Consider the following 17,198-nt stretch of genomic DNA (forward strand, 5'->3'; position numbering starts at 1 on the left):
GATTCGATTGTTTCAAGCGGAAAGTCCCGAAATCCCATTAAAGCTGAAAAACATCCAGCAGTACAGGTGAATTGCCCAGCTCCATTATGAGAGAGAAAAATAATTGGTCTATTTTCCCTTAGGGCTCGTATAAATAGGAGTACAAACTGTCCTAGGAGTGATTTTATGTCCAATAAATCAAAAGTAACTATGGTTGTGACCATTCTGGCATCTTCTATTTGGCTTTCGGGCTGCGGATTATTTGGCGGTGAAGAGAAAAAGGAAATTGATCCACCAAAAGATGTTTCATTAGTCGAGGATGAATCATCATTAAAAGAGACGAATGGTGAAGAACAGCCGGCAACAGATGGAGAAAAAGGCGCTGTTGAGTCAAAAACAGTAAAGACGGAGTTATACTTAATTGATAAAAGTGGGTATGTCGTTCCACAGACTTTGGAACTTCCGAAATCTGAAGCCGTCGCTAAACAGGCGCTTGATTACCTTGTCGATAACGGGCCTGTCACCGATAAACTTCCCAACGGGTTCAGGGCAGTCATTCCTGCCGATACCCAAATAAGCGTGAACATTAAAGAAGGGGTGGCTGTGGCGGACTTTTCACCAGAGTTCAAAAACTATCAAAAAGAAGATGAACTTAAAATCCTTCAAGCCATTACATGGACCCTGACACAATTCGACTCAGTCGATAAAATCAAAATGAGAATAAATGGGGAAGATATTTCCGAAATGCCGGTCAATGGCACACCGATTGATGAGAATATTTCAAGGTCTTCAGGAATCAATATCGATACGAGTGACGTGGTTGACATCTCCAATTCCAAAGCCCTGACTGTTTATTATGTAGGCGGTGACGAGGAGTACACCTATTATGTGCCGGTAACACGGAGGATCAGTGAAACGGTGTCTGATAATGTCACAGCGGTCATTCAGGAATTGACGAAGAGTCCTTCGGGTTCGAACTTACAGACAGGATTCATGAGTGATGTAGCATTACTTGACCAGCCTAAAGTGGCGGAAGGTAAGGTCAGTCTCAATTTTAACGAAAATATCCTTGGCAGTTTCAAAGAGAAAAAGGTGTCACAAGAAGTCCTGGATGCCTTGGTCCTTTCTTTAACGGAACAGAAAGGAATTGAAAGCGTTGAAGTACAAGTACAGGGCAGCGCAGATATTCTTAATGAAGAAGGCAAGAAATTATCAGAGCCTGTGGTCCGTCCAGAAAAAGTCAACACAGGTAGTTTTTAAAGGAATTTTTAATCCTATAGATGTCATAAGGAGGCAGCCAACCGCTGTCTCTTATTCGTTTGTACAGCAGTGTGGATGTCGTTCCTTTCTGGGGGGGAATCAGTATTCGATGCTCCTTGCAGGCAAAGCGGACATTAAGGGAATCCTCAATAGGGAAATTATAGGACGTGCGATGGAAATACAGTGGCCATAAGTATCGGGATTATTGAACAAGCCAGATTTGTGTTAGACTTAAATTACCTGAAAGATTCAGCAGCCCTGGTGGATATGATTATCACCAAGTCAGGAAGCAGCGAATCCGTCGAATTGCAGGGCACTGGGGAAGAAGCCGACATGTACATACAGGAAATGCTTTCTATAGCGTAAGAAGGGCTTCATACCTTATTTGAGGTGCAAAAAGAAGCTTTTGGGTCCATAGCCGATAAAATACAAAAGGGTGAAACGAAGAATGAAGACAGTAATTATTGCAACGAAAAATAAAGGAAAAGCCAAGGAATTCGAAAGCTTGTTCTCTGCTAAGGGATATGAAGTCAAAACGCTTCTCGATGTACCGGATGCACCGGATGTGGAGGAAACAGGAACAACTTTTGAAGCGAATGCAATCTTGAAAGCAGAGGCCATCGCCCATCAGCTAGGACACTTTGTCATTGCGGATGATTCCGGATTGATCGTAGATGCATTGGAGGGCCGTCCAGGCGTATATTCTGCGCGCTATGCCGGAGAGTCTAAGAGTGATGAAGCAAACACGGAAAAAGTCCTCCGGGAACTGGAAGGCGTGCCAAAAGAGGCTAGAACGGCGAGATTTTATTGCGCCTTGGCACTAGCGTCACCCAACCAGGGAACGATTACCGTATCGGGAACGATGGAAGGTTTGATTACAGAACAGCCTTCAGGAACGAATGGATTTGGTTATGATCCCATCTTTTTTGTTGAGGAACAGGGCAAAACAAACGCCGAATTGACAAAAGAGGAAAAAAACAAAATCAGCCACCGTGCCAACGCATTGAGGGCTCTAGATGAAAAACTTGATCTATTTCTAAAAAGGGAAGAAGGAATGTGACGATGAAAGTGCTAATAATGAGTGACAGTCACGGCTTAACTCATGAAATCAGCATGATTACAGACCGTCATAAACAAGAGGTTGCTGCCATGATTCATTGCGGTGATTCAGAGTTGGAAAAAAATGACCCTCACATGTCGGAGTTCTTAGCCGTTCGTGGGAATTGTGACTATGATTCGGCATATCCGAATGATATTGTGGAGAGTATCGCAGGCAAGCGTTTCTTCCTTACGCATGGACACCTCTATAACATAAATATGACGCTGATGAACCTATCCTATAAAAGTGAAGAGACAGGGGCGGATATTATTTGCTTTGGTCATTCCCACGCTGCAGGTTCAGAATGGATTGACGGCAAGCTCTTCATCAACCCGGGAAGCATACGTCAGCCGCGTGGACGAAAAGAGAAAACCTATGCCATTTTGGATATCGGAAATGACCAACTTGAAATCATCTTCTATGACCTTGAAGGAAAAATCGTTGAGGAACTAAGAAATGCTTATCAAATGGAATGACTTCATGTATTATGAACAGGAAGCGTTTTTACCCGCTTCCTGTTTCATAAAAAAGAAAAAACTTTTTATGAAAAACCGTTGACTTTCTTTTGATATCCTACTATAATAAGAAGTGTCCTAAGGGAACAGTTAAGGTAATACATAAGTTTTACCGCAACTTATATCATAAACGTCTCAGTAGCTCAGCTGGATAGAGCAACGCCCTTCTAAGGCGTCGGTCGGGAGTTCGAATCTCTCCTGGGACACTAACAAAGTGGCTTTAAAGCCCGATGCGAAAACCTTCTATATCGTTTAGTGAAACGGTCAGTATAACGGTCATGTAAGAAATTACACCGTATATCGATTTATCCACCTAACGATATAGGAGGTTTTTTCGTATGACCAAAAGAAAAGGCTTATTAGATGTTGAAGTAGAAATAAGTTATAAATGATAACTTCGAATTGTTCGATAAAGTGTATTCTCCATTTTTTACTGCAAACTTCATTCAAATACCATGATAAATATTGTATGAATGGTAGGGGTGTTCTAAAACTCTTCAATATTTAATATTACTAGTATTGCAATGAGTATTATACTAAGTTATAATAAAGAGCACGATTACGGTCTAAGTACGAAAAGTGACCGCTATACTGAACTGAAGAAAAACAGCGATATGTCTCAGTAGCTCAGCTGGATAGAGCAACGCCCTTCTAAGGCGTCGGTCGGGAGTTCGAATCTCTCCTGGGACACTAACTTAAAAAAGCCAAAACCTTTAAAGGGTTTTGGCTTTTTTCTTTTTTGTTTTACGGATAATATGCGGCAAGAAGTTTTTTATTTCTTATTATCGCAGGTAGATTATCTTTTATGTCGAATTTGTATATAAATAAGGAGTTGTTTAGATGAATAAAGATAGATTATTTAAGTTCATTCAAACTTCCACTCGGGGTAATTTCTTTTCAGTAGAGATAGCCGAAGATGGAACTAAAGTAGTTCAATTAGCCAAGGAATTAGAAATGGAAGGAAGAATTAAGTTAAGAGCGTGTACGAGAAAAGAACAAGGTGTTTATCTGGAAGGAATACTTAAGTTTGTGCCTAGCTAATACTTATTCAATTTTTTCGAATCAAAGGAATTATATAACGTTCAAACCATTTCATATCTTTATTTGAAAAAAAACATCCAACTAGTTGGATGTTTTTTTACTTTGTATATCAATTCCTATTTAATGTGTGAATGTTTTGCCGAAACGATTTTAGAATAGATTCCTGGGTTTAATGACAATCTTGCTCTGATTTCAACTTTTACAAATGGCATTTTTATGAAGGGGGTAAATACCACGGCGATAGCTGAGCAATTATTAAGAACGGAGGCGTCTGTAGGGTCTGCCAGTTTTTACTGATTGACCTTTTTGTTTAAAACAATCCAGCGAGCTATGTGAACCCTGAGGGTAATCGAATATCCCTACAATTAAGAGATTTCACTGGTGATCTCCCATTATATACGAAAAAGACCTAACTATTTCGCTCATTTTTGATGGCATGATATTTGCATGTTAATTGGGTACAGTCCCCAATAGCAAAGTTGACGAAAACCAAAAGTATAGGAGTGTAATGGTTGACAAAAAGGAAATGATTGTGGCTGTTAAGGGTACTGGATGTGAACAAATAAACAAAGATGGGATCAAGTCAACTTAGTTTATAAAAAGACTCAAAAAATGGTAGTGAGGCTGTAGATATTGATTCATTACAGGCATGTAGGGCGGGTACAGAACCTACCGAAAGTAAGAAGGGAAGCGGAAAAAGTGCAATATATTGAAAGTGGTAGCCGTGAGTATCGTCTGGCGCTAATTGGATTGTTATTGGGGAGTATTGTTTCATTTTCCATCTTGTATAGCCCTCAACCACTGATCAGTCTTTTTTCAGAGAAATACCATGTTTCACCGTCAACTGCCAGTTTTGCCGTTTCATTGCCTACGGTTTCGTTAGCAATTAGTTTGCTTTTTATCTCGACTTTATCCAATGCATATGGCAGAAAGACGATAATGAGCCTTTCGTTAATATTAACTTCCATTCTAGCTATTGCTTCATCTTTTACTCATTATTTTCATGTATTCCTAGCGATTAGATTTTTAGAGGGGGTTACTATATCCGGTTTTCCCTCCATAGCCATGGCGTATTTGAATGAGGAATTTTCCCCGAAGAGCATTGGGAGAGTAATAGGGGTTTATGTTGCTGGAAACGCTGTGGGCGGTTTTGTGGGACGCATCGTAATTGGCACTCTGACCGATCTTTTTTCTTGGCAAATAGCCTTGATGGTCCTGGGGATGGCCAGTTTATTATGCAGTCTTTGGTTTTTTGGTTTTCTGCCTGAATCCAAAAACTTCCGAATGATTTCAATCTCGTTTAATCATTGGGCATGGAACATGAAAGAAGGTTTAAGAAGTAAAAATCTATTATGTGTGTATGGGATCGGGTTCTTATTCATGGGTGTGTATGTTACATTATTGAACTATCTCGGATATCCACTCACAAAAGCACCGTATAACTTAAGTCAAACGGTTTTTAGCTTTGTTTTTGTCGTTAATTTAATAGGTATATGGAGTTCGGTATGGTTTGGGAAATTGGCTGATCGCTATTCTTGCAGACAAGTGATTAGTTGGTCGGTTACTATCCTGCTATTTGGAGCGCTGCTAACATTACATGATGAACTACTTGTTAAAATAACAGGGATTACTGTCTTTACATTTGGTTTTTTTGCTGGACATACGGCTGCCAGCGGATGGGTAGGCTATTTGGCAACAGAAAAACAAAAAGCGCAAGCTTCTTCCTTCTATTTATTATTCTATTATACCGGTTCAGGCTTTGTCAGTTGGTATGGTGGATTCTTTCTACATCATTTTGGCTGGGGAGGAATCATCGGGTTTATCAGTGTACTGCTGATCATTGCCGTATTGGTTTCTTTTCAAATGACGAATCTTGTTCGCGTAACACCAGATAAGCAAGAGGGAAAATGAAAAGTCTACTTTCATTTAAGTGTGACAGGTCATTAGTTAGTAGACAGTCCTGTTATTTAAAAAGCCTTTTTTTTTAGAAAAGGTGATCTTTTGTGTAAAAACGCATTAATATAATGCAATTTTACATTGATTATACCGAGATTCGGCGGAAAAGAGAGAGATCTTTCAATTTATTATTTGGCATGTTTCTTGCAAGTTTATCAGAATAGAAAGGAGAAATGTAAATTGACTGAAGAAAAAACACAGACAAACAAGAATCTTGATGAAGAATATATAAGCCTATTTAAAAATGAGTATGAATCCTCCCCATTCTGGAAGCAAATGGGGATAGAAATGGATCAATTGGATCAAAATCATGTCAGGATAAAAATGCCCATGACCCCTAATTTTCTTAATGTAAACGGATCTGTACATGGGGGAGTAACGGCTGCCTTGCTCGATTCCATAATGGGCGTCACCCTGCGTCATAAGTTTTATGAAGCGAAGGTCGCAACCGTATCTTTGACAACCCAATTCATTGCACCGGTTTTTGTAGGAACAATCATCTATGCAACAGCCAAGGTGGTCCATAGTGGAAGGAGAATTGCTTCCCTTGAGGCGAAATTAGAATCAGAAACTGGTGAGCTACTTGCTGGGGGTATAGGTACGTTCATGATATGGAAAACAGAAAAGTAAGGAAATAACGATAGGCTATTCCATTATCGATGCGAAAAATCATTTTAGCGCCTTATGGAAGTGGATGACTTTTATAGTGAAGCTTTGGAGCTTGCCGAAACCATTGGAAGAAATGCCCCGATAGCAATTCAATCCGACCAAAGCCAGTGTAGAAGAATTGTTTGGCATCCCGGATAAAGAAGCTGGAACACAGATATTATTTACATTGTGCGTGGATACGGAAAGGAGTTCGCTCATTTGTAGAAAAGCGTACTCCCCCGTTTTTAGGATGATAGTGAGTGATGGGAAGAACTATTGATTAGGAGAGGATGATTAAGGTGGCCTACAACCATATTGAAACTTCTGTTGAAAACGGGGTTTGTCTTGTTACATTAAATAGACCGGAAATCAGAAATGCGCTAGTTGTCGAAATGCGGGAAGAATTATCAGATTTCTTTAAATCGCTCCAACATGATGCAGGTGTAAAAGCAGTTATTTTAACGGGTGAGGGGAAAGCATTTTCCGCAGGTGGTGACCTGAGCACATTACAAGGTATAAACGCAGCCGCTGGAAGAAAGAGATTGCAAGTGGGACATGAGGTGATCCACTCCATAATGGATTTGGAGAAACCCGTGATTGCCGCAGTGAACGGGGCGGCAGCAGGAGCCGGAACCAGTCTCGCCTTAGCCTGCGATATGATTATTGCGGCCAGATCATCGTTTTTTGTTCAGAGCTTTCTGAATGTTGGGTTGATACCTGATCTTGGATCCATTCATTTCCTGCCTAGGTTGATCGGACGCCATCGTGCAATGGAATTGATGCTTTTGGGTGAACGTGTTACTGCGGAACAAGCTTATGAAATTGGTCTAATTAATAGAGTGGTTGAAGATGGCTTACTTTTGGATGAAGCATCTTCAATTGCTCTTAAGCTTGCCAATGCTCCTGGTATGGCAATGGGGTTAACAAAGAGGCTAGTAAACAGGAGCATGCATGCTGATATTAGTGAAACATTTGAATTTGAAGGTTTTGTTCAAGGCCTATGCTTCGAATCAAATGATTTCCAAGAAGGTGTAAGTGCCTTTATGGATAAACGCAAGCCGCAGTTTAATAGGTGACGCATATTGGATACTTAATTGCCACCATCATTGAAAGCATGCAAGTGTAAGAGAATGAAACATCATGCGGTGAATGGTACTGCCCAATATGTTTGTTCTTTCCATAAAATGAGAGTGTGGTGTTTGATTTATATTACTTTTTCTTCTAAACTATAAGAATAGTATGAATATTAACTTAATTACACACTCATTTTCTCCTCATGTGTATGAGGGGGGAATACTTAGTTAAGGAAAGATTGGGAGATTTTTTATCAAAGAAGGCTAACAAACTCAGAAAAGGCGATCTTGGCTATTAAGTCCACAAGTGTTCCTTGCCCCTTTTTGTAATGAACCGCAAACGCTCGTGGAGGAGATGGTCCGTCAAAAAGGGCGATTACATAATGTCTTCTTTATCATTTAATTATTGGCATTCCTTGTGTTTATGCCCGTGACAGTCGCCTTTCTCATTTTCATATCCGTACGTTCTTGCCGCCCCCTTCCCAGATACCTTTTCCATGGAGCCATGTGACTATATTCCAGTTAATCTTTCAGAGATTCTATGTTGATCAAACAGGGGGAAACGATGTAGCACTTATTCAAGTATCCCTCGTATTGATAAGGGCTTTTGTAATCTTGGTTTATCTGTCGATGTTGTCCAATCGCTTATTCAGAATGATACATGTGTCATTTCTGAACTAAACAATCAACTTCCCCGGACCTACGGGGACACAATGGTTCACGGCAGGGACATCGATCGCTTCGTTCTTTCATCACGTCAATTGCTTTCTATTCCACTCGGAAAATCGACCAAATTAGAAAAAAGGAATTCAGCGAATCCTTTGCCGAGCGCATCCTTGATCGGGCTACCATCCAGGTCGGATAGGCATTCATATTACACCCATTATGGAATGATTCTATGAAAACTAGAAAGATTCCACTCTATTAATTTCTGCGAGCTGGTGTATGAGGACAAAGGGACTTTATCCGTGGATTAAGAACTTTCTAAAGGAGTGGGCAATCATCACAATGGCATCAACAGCAAAAAAAAGCATCAAGTTAAAGATGCCGTATGTAACTTCTTTAAAAGCAGAAATTGATTTCGGTGTAACGGAGTACTTGTCGCGTCTTTATTTGGTAAATCTCTAAAAGAGTGGACTAAAAAGAGCTGATTTTCGTGAGGAGCGTACGCATGATCTAGAAAAGGAATACATTTTATTCTAGAAATAAACTGAGGAAAAGACTACTTGGAGGGATTGTTCAATGAACATGCTTAGTAAAGATATAATCATTAAAACTTCTATGCGGGTAAAGGAAAACCAGCCTTTAAAAGAGGTACAGGCATTTTTTGAACAATCCTCCCTAGATGGTCTGCCAGTATTCAGTATTCATGATCGATTGCTTGGAATGATTACCAGGGATTCGGTATTTGTCGCCATCCAGAACAATGAAATTGAAGTTTCGCCATTGCATTTGGACCAGGATTATATGTATGTTTCAGAAAATGAAGATATTCATTTTCTTCTAGAGCGGAATAAAGCCTTTTATTTAGTTCAAAACAAATATGATTCTATCGTGGGAATCATTAGTCAAAAGCGGCTTAACCATATGTATATTCAAATGTTGGAAAGGCGTTTAAAAGAACTGGAGTCCGTTTTTGAACATGCCCATAATGGAATAGTAGCCATTGATAAAAACGGTATAATCACTTCCTTTAATCCAGCAACCGAAAGAATAAGCGGAGTAAAACGAAATGGTGCACTAGGTCGCTTTTTAAATGATGTATTTATTCCGAGTGGGATGCTTGAAGTCCTTCGAACCGGAGAGCCTCAATATGCCACAAAGTATCAAGTTGGAAATCGGAAATATATAACGAATCGGACGCCGATTATAGAAAATGGTGAAGTGACCGGAGTTGTAGGGGTCTTTCAGGATATTTCTGAAATGGAAAAAATTTCAGGAGAGCTGGAGACGGTACGGGAGTTAAATCAACAATTGGAGGCAATCATATCCGCTTCTTATGATGGGATTGTGATTACGGATCCAACAGGAAGAATTATCAGATATAACCAAGCGTTCATCGCGTTAGTTCAGGAAGAAAGTAACCATGACCTTAACGGGAAGAAGATTTTTGAGATTTTTCCATCTTTTATAATTAAGGAAATAAAGGAAATCGTTAAGGAGAAACAATCCGTAACGTTAGTGGAACAACTGGAGTCCAATATTAATTTAATCATTACCGTCAATCCTGCCCTCAATAACAATGGAGAGGTTGACTTTATCGTCATTAATGTCCGGAATATTACAGAACTAATCCAGCTGCAGGAAGAAGTGGAAAGTAATAAGCAATTGACAGAACGCTATAAGGAGGAATTATCGCAATATCGAATGGAAATCAAGTCACGCTGCCATTTCATTGCGGATTCCCCAAAAATGAGAAAAATCGTCGATGTAGCAAAAAAGGTTGCTTCATTCGAGTCTACCGTCATGATTTTTGGAGAATCCGGAACAGGGAAAGAAGAGGTTGCAAGAATCATTCAACTTAATAGTAATAGGAGTGATGGACCCTTCATCACCATCAACTGTGGTTCCATCCCTGAAACATTGCTTGAATCCGAGCTATTCGGTTATGAAGTGGGCGCCTTTACAGGGGCGGGAAAGAAAGGGAAACCCGGTATGTTTGAATTGGCGAACAAGGGAATCATATTCCTGGATGAAATCGGGGAATTCCCGCTTCCCCTGCAAGTGAAGCTGCTGAGGGTGATTCAAGAAAAAGAAGTGACGCGCCTTGGTGGAACTAGACCTATTAAAGTGGACGTCCGAATCTTGGCTGCTACCCATCGTAATCTTGAAGAGCAAGTGAAAAAAGGGGAATTTCGTGAAGATTTATTTTTCCGATTAAATGTAATTCCTATTACATTGCCACCCCTTAAAGAAAGAACGGAGGATTTGATTCCTTTAATTGAACTGTTTCTAAGCGAATATAATCAAATCTATGGGATGTCTAAAAAGATTACACCAGATTCATTTGAAATGCTCTTACGTTATAATTTTCCGGGAAACGTTCGAGAATTACGGAATGTCATTGAGCGCTTTTTTGTATTGTCCGAAGGAGACTCCATTAACATAAAGGATGTTCTATATTCTTCGATTTTTTTTCAAGGTGAACTTACAGAACAAGATTCCGAGGTAGAGGAAGAAGTCCTCCCGCTAAAGGAAGCTGTCATGAATTTTGAAGAAAAGGTAATTAAAAGGACGTTGAATAAGTATGGAAGTACTTACAAAGCGGCTGAAATATTAAAAGTGGATCAATCAACAATCGTTCGTAAACTGCAGAAGATGAAAGCGTTATCAATAGCCGGAAAAATTGAGTGAAACCATAAAATAGGGGGAAGGAAAATGTCCAGATCAGAAGTGGTAAAACAATTTTTACACCCTAAATCGATTGCAATCGTCGGAGCTTCCCAGGATCTAACTTCTATTGGTGGAAAACCGCTTAATAACCTCATTCAGCACAAATATAAAGGAAAGATTTATCCGGTCAATCCAAAATATCAAGAAATTTGCGGACATACTTGCTATCCAAGTATTTTGGATATCCCGGGAAAAATAGATGTAGCTCTCATTGCCGTAGCTGCAAGCAGAATTTTACAGACGATTGAGGACTGTGGGAAAAAGGAAATAAGACATTTGATTTTATTCAGTTCAGGTTTTGCAGAGACTGGTCCGGAAGGTAAACGTCTGCAAGATGAACTGCTGCAAATCAGCCGGAAACATGGGATTCATATTATTGGTCCTAATAGCATCGGATGCCTGAATGTCATTGAAAAGATCCCGATGGGGTTTTCGACATCATTTGAATCAAAAAAGGAGTTCATCTCAGGAAATATCGGCTTAGCTTCTCAAAGTGGAGCACTCGGTTTTTCACTTTTTGGACTAGCACAGGATGAGAATATCGGTTTTTCCTATATTGTGAATACAGGGAATCAATCAGATATCAATATATTGGATTGTATTTCATTTATGCAGCAGGATACTTCTACAGATGTGGTTGCCGCCTATTTAGAAGGAGTCCCGGACGGGGAACAGTTGATTGAGCTTTCCAAGCAGTCCATAAAATGTGACAAGCCTTTACTTATTTTAAAGGCAGGCCGCTCAGAGTTAGGGAAAAAGGCGGCAATGTCCCATACCGCTTCGTTAGCGGGATCAGAGCAAGCCTTTAATGCCATTGTTAAACAGTTCGGTCTCATTCCCATTCATGATATAGATGATATGATCGATACAATGAAAATTTTTGCACGTGGTAAACGTGCAAAAGGCTCCCGTATAGTTACGATATCTAACTCTGGAGCAGCAGGAATAACGATGGCCGATTATAGTGAACAGTTGGATTTGGATTTGATTCGTCTTCAGCCAGAAACGCAAGAAAAAATACAGTCCATCATTCCAGTTTACGGATCAGCTTTCAATCCGATAGATATTACCGCTCAAGCGTTGAATGAACAACATATATTAACCGAAACACTTGAAGTGTTAGTGAAGGATGATCAGGTCGATGTCATTATCGTCCATTCTACATTCGGCGGAACTCTTGGCAAGAAAATTTGTGAAAAGATCATTGATATTGACCAAAAAACCGATAAACCCATTATCATAACTCTGACAGGAACAAAAGAACTCATGGACGAAGGCCGTACCTTACTGCAAACGGCAAGAGTCCCTGTATATCATACCTCCTATAAAACGATGGCGGCTGTAAAGCAGCTTGTAACGTTTTCCTCAAATGTCAATGCTGCAACTGCGATTCAAGAAGAAACTCAGGATCCAATGATAAGTCCTTATGAGAAGAAAGGCGTTTGGACGGAAGAAAAAGTTAAGCAGCAGCTCTCTGACCTAGGGATGATTGTTCCAAAAGGGATGATTGCAAAAAATAGAGAGCAACTGGAGCAAATGAAAAATAAGGTTCAGTTCCCCGTCGTTTGTAAGGTGATTTCTGATGAAATTATTCATAAAACGGACGAGGGAGGGGTTATCTTAGGAATCGAAAATGAAGTGGAATTAATTCAAGCTTACGAGTCGATAGGTAAATCCATAAAGGAGAATCTGCCTGAAGCAAAAATAAACGGAATTCTAATAGAAGAGATGATCACCGAAAAAGGGGTCGAAATGTTCATCGGGATAAAAAATGATCCACAGTTCGGCCCTTTAATCGTATGTGGCCTTGGCGGGATTTTTATTGAAGTCTTAAAAGACATTTCAATTAGGAGGGCGCCCATTACCTCGCTGGAAGCTCATTCCATGCTGAAAGAGCTGAAAGGCTATCCTTTACTTTTAGGTGTCCGTGGCGGAAAAAAGTCCGACATAGATGCTTTGGCAAATGCGCTTGTTCAGATTTCTCATTTTGCTGATCAAAATAAAGGAAATATTATGGAAATGGACATTAACCCGTTGATTGTATTGAATGAAGGAAAGGGTGTCGCTGCATTGGACGGTATCGTCGTTTGGAAAAACGGAAAGAAAGAAGGGGATGAATATGAAATTCAGAACAGCCATTACGGATTTGTTAGGAATTGAGTACCCGATTATCCAAGGCGGTTTGCATAGATTGGGTATAGAACCGTTGGTATCTGCTGTGTCTGATGCGGGAGGACTTGGTTTACTCACTGCCGGTTCATACCCCTCAAAAAAAGAAATGATTCAAGATATTGAGTTAGTGAGGTCCAGAACGGATAAACCTTTTGGGGTGAACTTGGCGATTGGAATAAGACGGCCGATGGATGACTTTGTAGACGGGGCAATAGAGGCCGGAATCCAAATCGTGTTTACGTCAGGGTACAGTCCAGTTCAGTATATGGAACAGTTTAAGAATGCAGGTATAAAGGTCATCCATGTAGTCCCTTCTCTAAAATATGCTAAAAAGGCGGAAGAATTAGGGTGTGACGCAGTAGTGGTCGTAGGCTTTGAGTGCGGTGGCCACCCCGGATTGGATGAAGTTTCATCATTGGTTTTACTGCCGGAAGTCGTGCAAGAGCTAACCATTCCGGTTATTGCTGCAGGAGGATTTGTCGATGGAAAAGGTTTGTTGGCCGCACTATCAATGGGGGCACAGGCCGTACAAATGGGAACCCGTTTTGTCATGACTGAAGAATGCCCGCTGCATCCTTCGATAAAAGCAGAATTAATGAAAGCCGGATCACATGATACAATGATCATAAAACGGTCCATTAAAAAAACAAACCGGGTATACAGAGGTGCAGCCGCTATCAAAGTGGAGAAGTTGGAAAAGAGCGGCGCTGGTATAGAGGTGCTGTTACCGATGATCGGCGGGGAAGCATATGAAAAAATGCTGACAAGTGGCGATGTCCATTCCGGTATTCTTTCCATTGGAGAAGGAATCGGAAGAATCGATACATGTAAAAGTGCCAGGTCCGTGATTGAAGACATCATGAAAGAAGCTGAAGAGAGTTTCAAGCAAATCAACATGTATGCCCATTCCAGTACAGGAACTTTGTAAAACTGAACAAAAGTAACCAAGAGCTATTCAGTTGCCTTGGTTATTTTTTATGAATCAAAAAGGGTTAATGTATTATTACATTAAAAAAATGGGAACTTGCATTGATTTTTAGGGTGTCGAGCTTTAGAACAGCAGTCATTCAGCGTATTTTAAGATTGGCATGATTTTTGCAAAGAAGTAAGTATACGTGCTTGAAATTTAAAAGGTGGTGATCATTTGATTGGCTACAATGCACCTGATATATCCCTTTTACTTTCACCAGGTTCGATTGCAGTCATAAGTGCAAATTTCGAAACGGGCCATGTTGGAGGAAGGGTATTACTGAATCTGCAAAAATCTAAATACCAAGGTAAAGTTTATCCCGTTCATCCTAGATATGATGAGGCGTTTGGGATGAAGGCATATCCAACGTTGATGAGTATATCAAATAGGGTGGACACAGTTGTCATTACTCTGCCCCTCAAGTCTATTTTACCGATTCTGGCTGATTGTGTGGAAAAAATGGTGAAATTCATTGTGATTCCAAGCATCGATTGCAATGAGTCAGAAGAAGCAAAACTTCATTGCAGAAAAATATTGAAAGCGTTTTCTGAGGAATCAGGAATTCGGGTACTCGGTCCGGATTGCCCAGGATTATTTAATATAGGGAGCTCTGTAGGCATTTCCTGTACATCTTATTACGAACCAAACCGTTTGCAATATGGCGGAATATCCCTTATTTCTCAGGGAGAAGGTTTAGGGAGAACGATTTTGGATGCAAACGACAGGGGGATTGGTTTTAATCATTGGATTTCTACGGGCGATGAAGCGGACTTAGAAATCTCTGACTTTATCAATTATCTGGCTAACGATTCCGCTACCAAAGTTATTTTCGTGATAGTAGAAAGATTAAAAGATGAATGGGCGTTTCGATATGCTGCCGAAGCAGCGAATAAAGCCGGGAAGCCGATTATCGTGCTAAGTATTAGCCATTCAGAGCATGGAGTCGATAAAAGGATCCACCCGGCCATTTTTAAAGAATTGGGCGTCATTCAGGTACATGATCTTGATGAAATGATTAACGTAGGCTGGCTTTTTCTCAAATATGCAAACCCGCAAGGAAACCGAATCGGAATCTTTTCATACTCTGATGGTGCAGCTAGATTACTTGCTGAGAAATGCAGGAGGGGCAATCTTCTTGTACCGGATATTACGAATGAAACAAAAGATAAAATTCAAGGTTTGTTACCGGATGAAGTAGCCCCTTCAAATCCAATAAATAGTAAAATACATGCCCACCCTGATATGAGTAGGGTAAGGACGTGTCTGGAACGATTTTCGAACGACCCAAATGTGGATATCGTCTTTGTTCTCTTTTCATTTAAAGTGGGTATCTATACAGAAATGCTGGCTAGGCACACGGTGGAGATTGCCCAGCGAATGAAAAAACCAATCGTTCCATTGTGGACTTCCTTATCCGGGGAACGGGAAGTAGCATATGAAATTTTAGTAGATAGTAAGCTTCCTTTTTACACTACTGCCGATGCATGTGTGAAGGCTGTTAAACATTTTACGGAATATAGCATGAAACGGCTGGTCTTTAAAGAGGAGCATACTTCTTAAATCGCCTTTATTACTCTGAAAATACGAATATAAGTAAAAAGCAGGAGGTGAAGAGTTACGTGGGAAACGAAAGAAGCAAGCATGGTAAATGCTTGATGAGGATGTTGAGTTTGTCCTAAGTGTCAACTTGAAAGGGACTTGGATTTGTTCAAAGACGGTACTGGAATTCATGAAGGAACAGGGCAGGGGCAATCCAAGATCGATTCCATTCACCGGGCAACCCTATGAAATTGCAATTACCGTCCTGTTTTTTTGCAGCAAGGAACGTGGAATTCTATCAGACTGACGCAGGCGTACATACCAAAAATGGAGTGAAAAGGAGAAGGTTGGAATGCAGTCATCTTTGGAAGGTATTAAAATTCTTGATTTATCGAGGACACTAGCCGGCCCCTTTTGTACCATGTTGCTTGGGGACATGGGGGCGGATGTGATAAAAGTCGAGCGGCCAGGGAAGGGGGATGAATCAAGGCACTTTACCCCTCCTACGTGGAATGATGAAAGCTGTTATTATCTTAGCTCAAACCGAAACAAACGAAGCATTACGGTTGATTTAAAAAGTCCAGAAGGAAGAGAAATCATCTATAAGTTAGCCGAAGACGCTGATATATTAGTCGAAAATTACCGAACAGGTACACTGGATAAACTCGGATTTGGTTATGAAACGTTAAATGAATTAAACCCCCGTTTGGTGTATTGTTCGATTTCGGGATTTGGCAGGACAGGCCCGGAAAAGAACAGGGCCGGTTATGATCTGATTTTGCAAGGGTTTGGAGGATTGATGAGTATCACAGGTGATGCGGACCGGGCACCGGCAAAAGCGGGAATGTCCATTGTGGACCTTACGACTGGCATGTTTGCTGTATATGGAATTCTTAGTGCGCTATTCGCCACACAAAAAACTGGAAAAGGCCAATTTGTGGATGTAAGTTTACTAGATGGTCAAATTACATTATTGAATCATATGGCAACCGGATTCATGGCAACCGGGAAACCTGCCGGAAGAATGGGTTCCGCCCACCCTTCGATAGTCCCTTATCAATCATTCGCGACAAAAGATATGGATATCATATTAGCTGTGGCTAATGATGGATTATGGGAAAAGTGTTGTCGGGCCTTAGATTGGAAGGATTTATTGGATGATTCCCGTTTTGCGAAGAATGACAATCGAGTCGCCCGCCGCACAGAACTGGTGGCGATCATTTCTGAGAGACTGATTACATTTGACAGCAAAGAGGTTTTTGAAAAACTGGATGGAGTAGGAGTACCATGTGGTCCAATCCACACAATCGATCAAATCCTTAACCACCCTCAGGTTGAGGCAAGGGAAATGATGATTGATATTGAACATCCAAATGTGAAGGATCTTAAGGTTCCGGGTTTTCCGGTTAAATTATCAGAAACCCCATCCAATGTCCGACGTCATCCTCCTTTGCTTGGGGAGCATACAGATGAGGTGTTAGGGGAACTTGGCTACTCCTCGACCCAAATTGAAGAGCTTAAACGAGGCAAGGTGATATGAGGAAATGTAAGAC

14 protein-coding genes and 2 tRNA genes are annotated in these 17,198 nt (G+C 40.6%); all 16 read left to right on the forward strand.

The features are described 5' to 3' along the window. Window positions 1-165: 165 nt before the first annotated feature. The 16 genes from LQ203_RS01085 to LQ203_RS01160 all read left to right on the forward strand — a co-directional run bounded on the left by LQ203_RS01085 (window position 166) and on the right by LQ203_RS01160 (window position 17,185). Window positions 166-1,239, forward strand: coding sequence for a GerMN domain-containing protein (locus LQ203_RS01085; protein WP_230154839.1), 1,074 nt, complete (start codon window positions 166-168; stop codon window positions 1,237-1,239). Window positions 1,240-1,422: 183 nt separating this feature from the next. Continuing rightward, window positions 1,423-1,605: a hypothetical protein gene (locus LQ203_RS01090; RefSeq protein ID WP_230154841.1), complete on the forward strand. Its 183-nt coding sequence runs from the start codon at window positions 1,423-1,425 to the stop codon at window positions 1,603-1,605. An 82-nt stretch (window positions 1,606-1,687) separates the two neighbouring features. Beyond that, on the forward strand, window positions 1,688-2,299 hold the full coding sequence (locus tag LQ203_RS01095) for an XTP/dITP diphosphatase (RefSeq protein WP_230154843.1): 612 nt from the start codon (window positions 1,688-1,690) through the stop codon (window positions 2,297-2,299). Window positions 2,300-2,301: 2 nt separating this feature from the next. Further along, window positions 2,302-2,814 (forward strand): metallophosphoesterase, encoded by a 513-nt coding sequence (locus tag LQ203_RS01100; RefSeq protein WP_230154845.1) that lies wholly within the window; start codon window positions 2,302-2,304, stop codon window positions 2,812-2,814. 171 nt (window positions 2,815-2,985) lie between these two features. Next, window positions 2,986-3,059, forward strand: a tRNA-Arg gene (locus tag LQ203_RS01105). Between the two features lie 410 nt (window positions 3,060-3,469). Continuing rightward, window positions 3,470-3,543: transfer RNA gene (locus tag LQ203_RS01110), tRNA-Arg, on the forward strand. Window positions 3,544-3,693: 150 nt separating this feature from the next. Then, a complete protein-coding gene (locus LQ203_RS01115; protein ID WP_230154847.1) occupies window positions 3,694-3,894 on the forward strand; it encodes a hypothetical protein in 201 nt (66 codons plus the stop codon). Between the two features lie 633 nt (window positions 3,895-4,527). Continuing rightward, window positions 4,528-5,805: an MFS transporter gene (locus tag LQ203_RS01120; RefSeq protein ID WP_230154849.1), complete on the forward strand. Its 1,278-nt coding sequence runs from the start codon at window positions 4,528-4,530 to the stop codon at window positions 5,803-5,805. Window positions 5,806-6,030: 225 nt separating this feature from the next. Further along, window positions 6,031-6,480: a PaaI family thioesterase gene (locus LQ203_RS01125; RefSeq protein WP_230154851.1), complete on the forward strand. Its 450-nt coding sequence runs from the start codon at window positions 6,031-6,033 to the stop codon at window positions 6,478-6,480. Window positions 6,481-6,797: 317 nt separating this feature from the next. Next, complete coding sequence (locus LQ203_RS01130) at window positions 6,798-7,574, forward strand: enoyl-CoA hydratase (protein ID WP_230154854.1); 777 nt, start codon at window positions 6,798-6,800, stop codon at window positions 7,572-7,574. A 1,239-nt stretch (window positions 7,575-8,813) separates the two neighbouring features. Continuing rightward, on the forward strand, window positions 8,814-10,925 hold the full coding sequence (locus LQ203_RS01135) for a sigma 54-interacting transcriptional regulator (protein ID WP_230154857.1): 2,112 nt from the start codon (window positions 8,814-8,816) through the stop codon (window positions 10,923-10,925). 24 nt (window positions 10,926-10,949) lie between these two features. Then, on the forward strand, window positions 10,950-13,124 hold the full coding sequence (locus tag LQ203_RS01140; RefSeq protein ID WP_230154859.1) for an acetate--CoA ligase family protein: 2,175 nt from the start codon (window positions 10,950-10,952) through the stop codon (window positions 13,122-13,124). Beyond that, on the forward strand, window positions 13,084-14,064 hold the full coding sequence (locus LQ203_RS01145; protein WP_230154861.1) for a nitronate monooxygenase: 981 nt from the start codon (window positions 13,084-13,086) through the stop codon (window positions 14,062-14,064). Before LQ203_RS01140 ends, LQ203_RS01145 begins: the two co-directional genes overlap by 41 nt. Window positions 14,065-14,280: 216 nt before the next feature. Further along, window positions 14,281-15,666 (forward strand): CoA-binding protein, encoded by a 1,386-nt coding sequence (locus LQ203_RS01150; protein WP_230154863.1) that lies wholly within the window; start codon window positions 14,281-14,283, stop codon window positions 15,664-15,666. 88 nt (window positions 15,667-15,754) lie between these two features. Beyond that, a complete protein-coding gene (locus tag LQ203_RS01155; RefSeq protein WP_230154865.1) occupies window positions 15,755-15,952 on the forward strand; it encodes a hypothetical protein in 198 nt (65 codons plus the stop codon). 45 nt (window positions 15,953-15,997) lie between these two features. Beyond that, a complete protein-coding gene (locus LQ203_RS01160) occupies window positions 15,998-17,185 on the forward strand; it encodes a CaiB/BaiF CoA-transferase family protein (RefSeq protein ID WP_230154867.1) in 1,188 nt (395 codons plus the stop codon). The last annotated feature ends 13 nt before the right edge of the window (window positions 17,186-17,198 follow it).

The organism is Peribacillus sp. Bi96 (genome assembly GCF_918698115.1).
Taxonomy (GTDB): domain Bacteria; phylum Bacillota; class Bacilli; order Bacillales; family DSM-1321; genus Peribacillus.